Consider the following 11,729-nt stretch of genomic DNA (forward strand, 5'->3'; position numbering starts at 1 on the left):
GGTTTCAGCCCACATCAATCATAAGACTAACAGGGTTTGTTAAGAGCGATCGCCTGATGAATTCCCCAGTCATCGCCAAGCCTATTACTCCAAAAACTTCCTATGTTCTGCTCAAACAATGAGAAATAAGGGAGATGGTGAAGAGTTAAAATTTAAAACATCCACTTCAGAAACCCCTTATCCCCACTCCCCACTCCCAACTCCGTTATTCCCCTGCTGCCCCAACACTCGTATGATCAACATATCAGGAAAACATAACAGCCAGATTTTTACCGCAAAACATGGGCAGTATTTGGGAAATCGATTTTTACTCTCGTCCGATTTTGGACGCTAATCAAAAAAAAGTTTGGGAAGTCTTAGTCTGCGAAAGCCCCTTGGATATCGGCACAAAAGTAGACTCTTTGTTTCGCTATACTCAATATTGTCCCAGTACCCAGGTAAATTCGGGCTGGTTGCGGACAGCATTGCAGGAGGCTATTGACCAAGCTGGAAAAGCACCAATTAAAATCCGCTTTTTCCGCCGCCAAATGAACAATATGATTACTAAAGCTTGCCAAGATATAGGCATTCCCGCCCAGCCTAGCCGCCGTACTTTGGTTCTCAATCAATGGTTAGAACAGCGGATGGAAGAAGTGTATCCTCAAGAGGCGGGGTATCAAGGGGGGACTAATCCCTCAGTCCGCTTAGAGAAACCTTTGCCGCAACGTTTACCGGATGCCTTGGAAGGACAGCAGTGGGTATTTGTTACTTTAGATGCGGCGGATTTTGCTGATATGCCAGAGTGGGAAATTGGTTTTGGTGAAGCTTTCCCTTTAGAGTTGGCGAAAGTTTCACCCGAAGCCCGTATTCCTGGTATTTTGATTTTCTCATCGAGAGCGCTACCCTTGGCTGGGTGGATGTCTGGTTTGGAGTTGGCTTTTTTAAGATTTGACACCAGCGAAGAGGCGAGATTGGTTTTAGAAACTGGTGTAACTGAAAGTTGGATTGTGGCAAATATCAAAAAACCTCAAATTTTAGCGGAAGCTAAAGGTTTTGAAGCAGCCAAGCAAAAAGCGAATGGAGTACATTTTATCGGCGTACAGTCCGATCCCAAAGCAGAATCTTTTGCTGGTTTTTGGCTGTTGCAAGAGGTTAATCTTTGAAAATGGGCAGGGGGCACTTCGGCTCATTTCGGCTACGCTCAATGACCAACGCTCAGTGACCGAGGAGAAGTTGCAGTAAGTTTTTTCCCTCTGTATCTTGTGCCCAATGACGAATGACGAATGACAAATGACTAGATCCGTTGAGACATGACAATGATTTGGGATAATTAACTGCGTCCATCAGTGTGGATCTGCGGTTTTAAATCGTAACTGTAAAGAAACACTGATGATTTTTGGATAGTTATCTGCGTTCATCACTGGAAAGTGCGTAGGCGTAGCCCGTCGTAGACATCGCACTTCTGTTGAGACAGCGTTGATATGCGGTTCAAAATCCACAATTCACTAAGGGTCATGGGTTCTGAAAATTTGTCACAAGATACACTCGCCGAACAGTTGCTGGAACTAGCTATAAAATCTGGAGCAGAAGCTGCTGAAGTGTATCAATCGCGATCGCTTTCTCGCCCAGTGTTTTTTGAGGCAAACCGACTCAAACAGCTAGAAACTAACCAATCTGAAGGCACAGCACTACGGCTTTGGCGAAATGGGCGTCCGGGACTAACGGTGGCTTACGGTTCTGTCTTAGCCGAAGTAATGGTGGAAAAAGCTCTGGCTCTAAGTCAACTAAATCAACCGGAAACTGTAGAATTAGGCTCTAACTTTCAGCCTGACTACCCCGATTTAGGAGAAAGTTTACCGATAGAGGTTTTGGTGGACTGGGGCAAAGAAGCGATCGCACTCATCCGTGATGCTTATCCCGATGTTGTATGCAATGGTGACTGGGAATGTGATATTGAAACCACTAGACTAGTCAACACCAAAGGTTTAGATTGTCACTATACAGACACTACCCTCAGCTGCTATATATCAGCAGAATGGGTGCGTGGTGATGATTTTTTAAGTGTTGCTGATGGTCAAACTAAGCGGGGGGAACTCGATCCAGAGAGATTAGCTAACCAAATTTTACAACGGTTAATTTGGTCTAAAGAAAATATCTCACCTCCTACTGGTCGTGTGCCGATTTTGTTCACTTCTAAAGCCGCCGATATGCTTTGGGGTACTGTACAAGCCGCTTTGAATGGCAAGCGAGTTTTAGAAGCAGCTTCACCTTGGGCAGAACGTTTGGGTAAAGAAGTAGTTGCACCCAGTCTCACCATGTACCAAGATCCAGAAGCTGGCCCTTACAGTTGCCCTTTTGATGATGAAGGGACTCCGACTCAATCTCTGGTATTTATCCAAAACGGGACTTTACAGCATTTCTATAGCGATCGCACTACCGGCTCTCAACTGGGTACTAACACCACTGGAAATGGTTTTCGCCCTGGTTTAGGTAGCTATCCCACCCCTGGTTTATTTAATTTTCTCATCCAGCCAGGTTCGGCATCGCTACCAGATTTGATTCAACAATTAGATGATGGCTTGATTGTCGATCAAATGTTGGGTGGTGGCGGCAGTATTTCTGGAGATTTTTCGATCAATGTCGATTTAGGCTATCGCGTCCAAAATGGTCAAGTAATTGGGCGTGTTAAGGATACTATGGTTGCAGGTAATGTTTACACAGCCCTGAAGCAATTGGTTACACTAGGCAACGATGTTGATTGGAATGGTTCTTGTTATACTCCATCTCTGATAGTAGAAGGGCTATCCACTACGGGGAGAAGTAATTAATTCGTAATGGGCTACGCCCCGCTACGCTAACGTAATTCGTAATTGGGGAGAGTGCTTTTGTATAGCGATCCTAAATTATTTGTGAATAATAATATCCCCGACTTCTTTAAGAAGTCGGGGATATGAGCCTTGATATAGACTTTTAAACCATCCTCTAAGATTCCACTAAACAGCTTTTTAGGAAAGATTTGTAATCCAAAATTTAAAATCCAAAACTGGTATGAATCAGCGTTTTCGCACCTGGTGGCAGCCTAGAAGAGGTTTAGCGATCGCCGAAGCCTGTATTATCGGTCTGGTTGCTGCTCTATCTGCGGTATTCCTGAAAGTAGGATCGGGATGGTTGGGGACATGGCGAGTGCATACTACCCACCTTTTGCCGGCATGGCTGGTACTACCTGCAATTGGTCTTGTCCTGGGATTTCTAGCTGGATGGTTGGTGGATAGATTAGCACCAGAGGCTTCTGGTAGCGGTATTCCACAAGTCAAAGCATCTCTTGCCAATGTGCCTGTGACATTATCTTGGCGGGTAGCAGGTGTGAAGTTACTCAGTGCCATCATCGCCATTGGTTCTGGCATGACTCTGGGACGGCAAGGCCCTACTGTCCAAGTGGGGGCAGGTTTGGCAGCAGGAATGAGTCGTTGGGTTCCCACTTCCCCAGATCATCGACGGCAAATGATTGCAGCTGGTGCGGGTGCGGGTTTGGCTGCTGCTTTCAATGCCCCGATCGCAGGTGTATTATTTATCGTTGAAGAGTTACTCCAAGATTTATCAGGATTGACTCTCGGGACTGCCATTATCGCCTCTTTTATTGGTGGCGTGATATCCCGACTTTTGGGTGGTGGCTCTCTTGACCTTAACTTGCAATTAGTAAAATCTTCCAGCCAATTCTCCATTCCAGAAATTCCCTTTTTCATCCTGTTAGGTATTTTGGCAGGCTTGTTTGGTGCATTGTTTAATCGCGGCATCATATTTAGTATTAAATTTTATCGAAGATTACACATCAGCTTACCGTTGCAGGTAGCTTTAGCTGGATTTATCTCTGGTGTTGTCGTGGCCATGCTCCCCCCATCCTTCCGTGATAATACGGGACTACGGGAGTCATTAATTACTGGAAGTTCCCATCCTAGCGTCGCCGCGATCGCCTTTGCGGCTCAGTTCATCCTCACACTGATTGCATTTGGTTCGGGAGCGCCGGGGGGATTATTCGCTCCCAGTCTGATTTTGGGTTCTTGCTTAGGACACATCATCGGTGTATCTGAGTTATATATTACTGGATCTGGTTCTCCTACTACTTATGCCTTAGCGGGTATGGGTGGATTTTTTAGTGCTGTCTCGAAAGTGCCAATCACAGCAATTGTGATTGTCTTTGAGATGACTACAGATTTCAACCTAGTGTTACCTTTGATGATTGTTTCTGTCGCAGCTTACCTGGTTGCGGATAAGGTAGTGCCTGGTTCGCTTTATGAGAAACTTTTGGAGTTAAAAGGTATTACTCTCACCAAAGAAGTTGCGATGGAAGGAGCATTAAGCAAGTTAACTGCCAAAGATGTAATGCAAGAACGGGTAGAAACTCTAGATGCAGAGATGAGCTTGGAAGAAGCAATGCAAGCTTTTGCTCATTCTCATCATCGCGGTTTCCCTGTGGTAGAAGATAGCAAGTTAGTGGGGATTGTAACGCAATCAGATTTGTTAAAAATCCGCGAGAGTACAAATCACACACTGCGCGATCGCAATTTAGCCGATATTTTCTTAAAAGAAATTATGACATCTGTCCCGATGACAGTATCACCAATTCACACCCTGAGTAATGTACTATATTTACTCGATCGCTATCAAATCAGTCGCTTACCGGTGGTAGATAGACGAAAACTGATTGGGATTATTACTCGTGCAGATATTATTCGGGCGGAGGCAGATCATCTCAATTGTGAAAATGCGACACCGAAACTGCGACCAGAACCTTCATACATAGTTTACCAGACGCGATCGCCCAGCACTGGTAGAGGTAGATTATTAGTACCCGTAGCAAATCCCGAAACAGCAGGTGTTTTATTACTAATGGCAGCAGCTATTGCCCGCGATCGCCATTATGAAATAGATTGCGTGCAAGTGATGCTGATACCCCGCCACAGTTCCCCATCAGAAACACAGGTAAGAACAGCAAAAAGTCGCCGCTTGTTACGACAGGCAGAAGTCTTAGCAAAAAAGTGGAAAATTCCCTTGCACACGCAGATTCGAGTTACCCACGATGTGGCGCAGGCAATTTTGGAAACAATCAACGAACAACACATCGACCTAATTTTAATGGGATGGAAAGGTAACACATCTACCCCTGGTCGTATTTTTGGTAACGTTGTTGACACCATAATTCGCCAAGCCACCTGCGAAGTCGTGTTAGTAAAATTAGGCACTACTTCCCACTCCCCACTCCCCACTCAGCACTCCTTTAACCGTTGGCTAGTTCCAGTGGCTGGTGGCCCCAATTCACCACTGGCAATTAAATTGCTACCGGCTTTAATTACATTGGGAAACGATCCGAAAATTCGCCTGACACAGGTGTTTAAGCCATCTGAACTCAAGCCAGATATGTCAATTTCAGAACAAGCCATCCGTCATTTAATGCGTCGCCGCAAATTGTCGAGTACTGTAGTTGCTCTCCCCGTGCAAGCTAATTCAGTCGCCGAAGGTGTGATTAAGCTAGTGCAAACCGAAGGTTACGACGTTGTAGTTTTGGGAGCTTCCCGCGAGGGATTGCTACAGCAAGCGATTCAAGGTAATATTCCCGAAGCGATCGCTTCTGGTGTCGAAAGTACAGTGATTTTGGTCAGGGGTGCGATTCAAAAATAAACTATAGCAATCCTAAATCATTCGTGAAAAATTAGATCCCCGACTTCTTCGAGAAGTCGGGGATCTGGACATCGCGCATTTTCACAACTCAATTAGGATTGCTATAGCTCAATTGATACCTTCTTGCGATCGCTGTTACAAAACTAGTAGTTTCATAACATTGGTGTTAAGAATAAACATCATACTCCTAAGTTATTAATTCCTATTGGCTTATTCAACAGCTTGGATAAAAGACTTTTCAAAATATGCGGAAAAAGGGCAGGCCCTGGTAAAAAGATAATACCCAACTGTTGCATTAATCCAAGTGCATCGCCTTGCCCCCAATGCTCTACAATTTTACCGTTTTCAACGCGATCAATATGCATGATTGATAACTTAATTTCTTTACCTGTTGCAGGAAGACCTTGAAATTCACCTAGATGCCTAGCTGTAAATGTTCCACAAGTAACAACTTTATCTCCTTCAACAAGTACTTGATCAAATGTATGTTGACCGTTGGTAAAGGCTAAGTAAAAAGCCATGCCAAACTGTTTAAAACCTTCACCATCAAGAGGAGCAGGTGTACCAGCCATATGAGCAACAAAATTGGGTGACAGAAGCGCCAGGGCTTGGCTAATATTTCGCCTGTCGAAAGCTCCATAGAACTGAAGAACGATATCTTTATTTTGTTCAGTTGGACTTATTTCTCTACACATACAATCTGACAAATAGCTTATCTAAGTAATTTATTGTCCCATTCATTGTCCGTCTATTATGCTGTTTTGCCCAGCGATCGCCCATTTTATTAATGATAAAATACACCAATAATCAGAGTAAAAATTATTGGTATTAAGATTGGAATAGCAACTATAAGCCCCCACTTACCAAACTTAATTTCCTCACCCTCAGATTTGAGAAACGCAATCCAACCTACAACTCCCATCAAAACCCAAAGAAATCCAAAGGCAAGAAATATAACAAATACTGAGTCGTCCATTATTTTTACCAAATTTTCTTAAATTGTAACTATTTATCACTAATTAACTTTGCTAAACTTGCGCGAAACTGACTAAAATCAAAAGCTTCAATAGTTTTTTGTTGTAAATATTCTGGTTGGTAAATTATTGGATTAGCACAATCACCTTGCAGGATTTGAATTAGATTATCGGCAATTTCTTCAACGTTATCAGGATCGACCAAACATCCCAACTTCCCGTCAGCTAAGGGATCTATAGAACCATCTTGATTACCCGCCAATACAGGTTTACCACAAGCTAAAGCTTCTAGAAAAACGATTCCAAATCCTTCTCCTTTACTAGGCAGAGCAAAAACATCACAGAGATTGTAATGATCGCACAATTCTTGATCTGGAACAAAGCCGGCAATTGTCACACAATTTTGTAGATTTAAGTTGGTAACTAAAGCTTTAATTCGAGGTATATCATCTCCTTTACCTGCAAGAATGAAGTGAACATTAGGGAGATGCGATCGCACTTTAATTAAAGCATGAAGGATTTGGTCATAACCCTTGTATTTTGCCATGCTTCCTAGCCGCGTTACTGTTAAAATTACAGGCTGTTCATCTGTTAAGTTATATCGCTTAAGTAAGTAGGTAGGTTTAGAATTTATTAAAAATTTACTAGCATCAAATGTATTAGGTAAAATAACTATTTTTTCTGAATCAATATTTGTATCTTGAAGCAAGCGCTGGCGAGTGTAATTACTAACACTAATGATTTTATCTGCTTTTTCTAAAGCGAATTTTGTTGCCTTATTTTCGATATCCCAAACTTCTAAGCCATGAGCAACGACCCAGTAAGGAGTTCCAGTGAAAAATTTGAGAATATAACAAACAATCGCATAGTTAACATGAGTAGAAATAACTATAATGGGATGTTGAAGAATAGCTAAAATAGTTATTTTTGCGGCAAATAAAATTGGTTGTAATAATTTTGGTAAATCTCCAAAATAATGAAATCTTGTTGAATTTAAAAACTGCAATTTATCTAGTTGTTTTAAACTATACTTATCATATTTGAGAAACACATCATAATCAGCTTCAGGATATATATCTTGTAAAGCTTTCAGCAAAAATTTTGAGTAAACTTGAATACCTCCCTTGAAATCAAATATATTCGGAAATATTAGGTAAAGACGAGGTTTAGCACTCATAGTTTCTTGGTATTTTCAATAATTTCAGGTTGTAATTGCGTGACAACATCTTTTCTAAAATTGATAGCTGCTGCTATAAAATAAAACTCAATAGTTGTAAAAGTATAGTCTTCAGCAAAAAAATCTAGAATTTGAGACACTAAAAACATAATAATCGGAACAGTAATTAAAGGATTAGCATATTTAACTTTAAATGCTATTTTCGCTAAAAAATTAGTAAATAGTAATAATCCAGGAATTCCTTGTTCTGCCGACACATTTAAAAATATATTGTGTGCGTGATAACCTTTCTTTCCCCAAACATTGACTCCTATCTGGTCTGGAAAAACCCCTATACCTATACCAGTAAGTGGTCTTTTAATAGTTTCATTAATAGCTGCCTGCCAGATTTGAAACCTTGAAAAACCTGTTAATACAAGAGTATGAGGCTTTTTTTCGTTTGGATTTACTGAATTTGAATTTTCTAAAAATAAATTAATTAATGGAAATATTTTACTGTCTGCTAAACCAAGTCTCCATGTAGAAACTGGTGCAGTTACAATGAATAAAAACAACAGGCTTATTAGATAAATCATTTTTCTAAAACTAATAATTTTATATATCAGCAAAAGAAATATCCCAATTAAAAAAATTACCCACCCATTCCCACTGGCAGACAAAGCTAAGGGAATTATAAAAATGAATTCGCTTATATTTAATTCAATTTTAGAAATTTTATTCTGTTTTTCTAAAATCAGGCTTAAACATAATCCAATGGCGACTATGACCCCAAACTGATTAGGGTTTTGCATAATGGAACCAATCTCAGGATAAAAGCTAGGGAACTTTAAGAATTTAAAAATCCAGTTGTTGGGAAGGAAAACCTCTAAAAAACCCAAACCTGCAATTATCTGTAGTAAGTGCAATATGCAACGGTAATAAAATGTTAGAGATGGTAGTGTTATCTTCTTAAACGTTAATATTAAAAAAGCAAAAAACAATATATAATAACTTGAGTATTTTAGACTATAAGTAATAGCAATATTTGGAAACTCGCTCATTAATGAGGACAGCCACATCCACAAATACATGAGACTTATAGATATCAAAATTATTTTATGCTTCTTAACAACTTCTGGTAGAGATTTGAAAGATAAACTAATGATTCCAAAACTAAATGCAGGAAGTAATAAATAATGAATACCAATATTTATTCCTGGAAATTTAATTCGGCCTAAAAGTGAAGAAAATAGTATGAGTAGAAAAAATATATTAATCATAAACTTTTATTTCAAGATATTTTGTAAGAATTCAGAATCCAGAAGTTAGAAGACGTTAATACCCAAACTTAATAATTTTAATAAAATCAAGAAGTTATTATACGCTTGATTTTACAATTATTTTGGCTCCTGGCTCCTGAATTATTACGATATTTTTTTGACAGAATAAAACCTATATAAACCCACTTTTGCAGGTTTATGGATAGATTTTGATATTTTTTTCAAGCTATAATCCTGAACACGTAGAGAATATTACCATAATACAGTCTTCGCCAATATCATCTTTTGAAGCTATGATTAATTTGATATTTTTGCACAGCTAAATATTCTTTCTGAGGTAGAACCCAACAAAGTCGCAATCTATTCCGAATGTACACTATCAGATATTTTTAATTAATCATCTGCCAAATTTTGAGAATGTTCTCACCACTTCCACCACCGGCAATGGTTTGTCCATCTGGGCTAATGGCAACGGCATAAATATATCCAGAACCTGTCTCTAAAGTGCGGATTTCCTTTCCGGTGACTGGGTTCCAAAGTTTGATTGTCTTGTCACTACTGCCACTTACAAGGGTGATAGCATTTGAACCTATCCTTGGCAAAAAGGCGACAGAATTAACCTTATCATTATGTCCTTTTAAAGTGTGGATTAACTTTCCTGTTTTCAGATTCCACAATTTAATTGTCTTGTCTTTACTACCACTGGCAAGGATGACGCCATTGGGAGCAAAAGCGACTGAAAGAATCGACTCTGGACTTTCCTCTAAGCTGCGGATTAACTTTCCTGTTCCCAGATTCCACAATTTAATTGTTCTATCCCAGCTACCACTGGCAAGGGTTTTACCATCAGGACTGAAAACTACAGATGCAATACCATTGGTATGTCCCTCTAAGGTGCGGATTAACTTTCCTGTCTCCAGATTCCATATTTTAATTTTCATATCCTTACTAGCATTGCCACTGGCAAGGGTTTTGCTATCAGGACTGAAAGCTACGGAAGTAACTCCGTCGCCATTTCCTTCCAAAGTGCGGATTAACTTTCCTGTTTCCAGATTCCACAGTTTAATTGTCTTGTCCGCACTGCCACTAGCGAGGATTTTGCTATCAGGACTGAAAGCTATAGTCCAAATCCAATTGGAATGTCCTTCTAAAGTGCGGATTTCCTGCCCACCTGTCAGATTCCATAGCTTGATTGTCTTATCATCACTGGCACTGCCAAGGGTTGTACCATCAGGACTGAAAGCTACGGAATTCACGTCACTAGAATGCCCCTTGAAGGGTTTGGGTAGATAAGAATTTTCTGAGACGTTTTTTTGGGGCTGAATAGGCTGAGAAATAGGTTGAGGAGCCTCGCTGACTGTCTGGGGACGAGACTGAAAATACCAAACTCCCCCTAATCCCAACACTAAAATGCTAGAAACTAACAGCAGTTGACTTTTCAGATTGTTATTTGATTTTGGTGAAACTGGCACCTTGTTTGTTGGGGTAGCTGCAAATGTTGGTGTAAGTATAGTTGGGGGCACTGATGACAATGGTGGTATTTGAGGTGTCAAGTCATTGATGACTTCATCAGCCGATTGATAACGCTTTTGGATGTCTAGTTGCAACAGCTTATCCAAAACTTCACCCAACTCTACAGATATAGAAATCCCCTCTCTACCTGAACTGGTTAAATGTTGCCGCCAAGATGCAACCCAACCATAACCCTGCTGTATCCACAGTTGAGATGGGCGAACCCCAGTCAGGAGATGAAAACAAGTAGCCCCCAAACTGAATAAATCACTGGCTGGGTAAGCTTTTCCATCTTGCATCTGTTCAAGTGCAGTGTAACCGTGTGAGCCAATCACAGTGCCCATTTTAGTTTGTACTGTTGCTGTCAGCAGCTTAGAAGCTCCAAAATCAATGAGGATTAATCGCCCATCACTTTGACGACGAATAATATTCTGTGGCTTGATATCCCGGTGAATCACTCCCCGCAGATGGATAAACTTCAGTACCGGCAGTAAATCTAGCAAAAGTTGGCGAATCTCCGTTTCGTTATAGTTTGCCCGCGTTTCCGATTCTTTGAGTAAGTTTTGCCCATCGATAAACTGCTGCACCAAAAAGAGATAGCTATTCTGCTCAAAATAAGCCAATAAAGTTGGAATTTGTGGATGTTCTGCCAGTTCTTGCAGTCGGCTCGCTTCTTGTTTAAATAATTCAACGGCCTTAGTTAGTGGTCCAGTTCCCTGAAGTTTTGGCGCGAATTGCTTAACAACACAGCATTCATTCAGTTTGTGTACATCTTTGGCTAGATAGGTTCTACCAAATCCGCCTTCGTCTGATAAAACCTGAGTGGGACGATAGCGACCTCCTAGCAGGGGTATCAATTCCGCTCTACAACTATGGCAATAGTTGTTTTTATCAGGATTTAAGGGTTTTTGGCAATCGGGATTCACACAACAGAGCATACTGGGAATCCATTTCAGTTGGGGTATATATTCATCTTAAGTCATGCAGTATAATCTCTCTTGTTAGTAAATATCACTGAGACACCATCCAAATCCCCAATTTCCTTACCTCATCGGGTATTGAACAATTTAGATAACTTGCAAAAAATTGTGTTTGAGCCAGAAATGTTGAATCCTAATACAAAACTTTACATATCTAGTTACACTAACTCTA

Annotated in this window: 7 protein-coding genes; 3 read left to right on the top strand and 4 right to left on the bottom strand. The window is 40.6% G+C overall.

What is annotated here, in order from left to right; translation table 11 throughout:
- Positions 1-281 precede the first annotated feature (281 nt).
- The 3 genes from RMX69_RS24135 to RMX69_RS24145 all read left to right on the top strand — a co-directional run bounded on the left by RMX69_RS24135 (position 282) and on the right by RMX69_RS24145 (position 5,655).
- Positions 282-1,142, top strand: a complete 861-nt coding sequence (locus RMX69_RS24135; RefSeq protein ID WP_322638942.1) for a Tab2/Atab2 family RNA-binding protein — start codon at positions 282-284, stop codon at positions 1,140-1,142.
- A gap of 351 nt (positions 1,143-1,493) precedes the next feature.
- On the top strand, positions 1,494-2,807 hold the full coding sequence (locus RMX69_RS24140; protein ID WP_289797458.1) for a TldD/PmbA family protein: 1,314 nt from the start codon (positions 1,494-1,496) through the stop codon (positions 2,805-2,807).
- A 220-nt stretch (positions 2,808-3,027) separates the two neighbouring features.
- On the top strand, positions 3,028-5,655 hold the full coding sequence (locus RMX69_RS24145) for a chloride channel protein (RefSeq protein ID WP_322638943.1): 2,628 nt from the start codon (positions 3,028-3,030) through the stop codon (positions 5,653-5,655).
- A 179-nt stretch (positions 5,656-5,834) separates the two neighbouring features.
- On the opposite strand, the gene RMX69_RS24150 is transcribed toward RMX69_RS24145, so the two are convergent.
- The 4 genes from RMX69_RS24150 to RMX69_RS24165 all read right to left on the bottom strand — a co-directional run bounded on the left by RMX69_RS24150 (position 5,835) and on the right by RMX69_RS24165 (position 11,515).
- A complete protein-coding gene (locus RMX69_RS24150) occupies positions 5,835-6,350 on the bottom strand; it encodes an ester cyclase (protein ID WP_322638944.1) in 516 nt (171 codons plus the stop codon).
- Positions 6,351-6,660: 310 nt separating this feature from the next.
- Positions 6,661-7,806 carry a glycosyltransferase family 4 protein gene (locus tag RMX69_RS24155; protein WP_322638945.1) on the bottom strand — a complete coding sequence of 382 codons (1,146 nt, stop codon included), beginning with the start codon at positions 7,804-7,806 and terminating at the stop codon, positions 6,661-6,663.
- Entirely contained in the window at positions 7,803-9,065 is a 1,263-nt protein-coding gene (locus tag RMX69_RS24160) for an O-antigen ligase family protein (RefSeq protein ID WP_322638946.1), read from the bottom strand. Before RMX69_RS24160 ends, RMX69_RS24155 begins: the two co-directional genes overlap by 4 nt.
- Positions 9,066-9,454: 389 nt before the next feature.
- A complete protein-coding gene (locus RMX69_RS24165; RefSeq protein WP_322638947.1) occupies positions 9,455-11,515 on the bottom strand; it encodes a serine/threonine-protein kinase in 2,061 nt (686 codons plus the stop codon).
- Positions 11,516-11,729: the final 214 nt, after the last annotated feature.

Source organism: Nostoc sp. EspVER01, assembly GCF_034530635.1.
In the GTDB taxonomy this organism is placed as follows: Bacteria; Cyanobacteriota; Cyanobacteriia; order Cyanobacteriales; family Nostocaceae; genus Nostoc.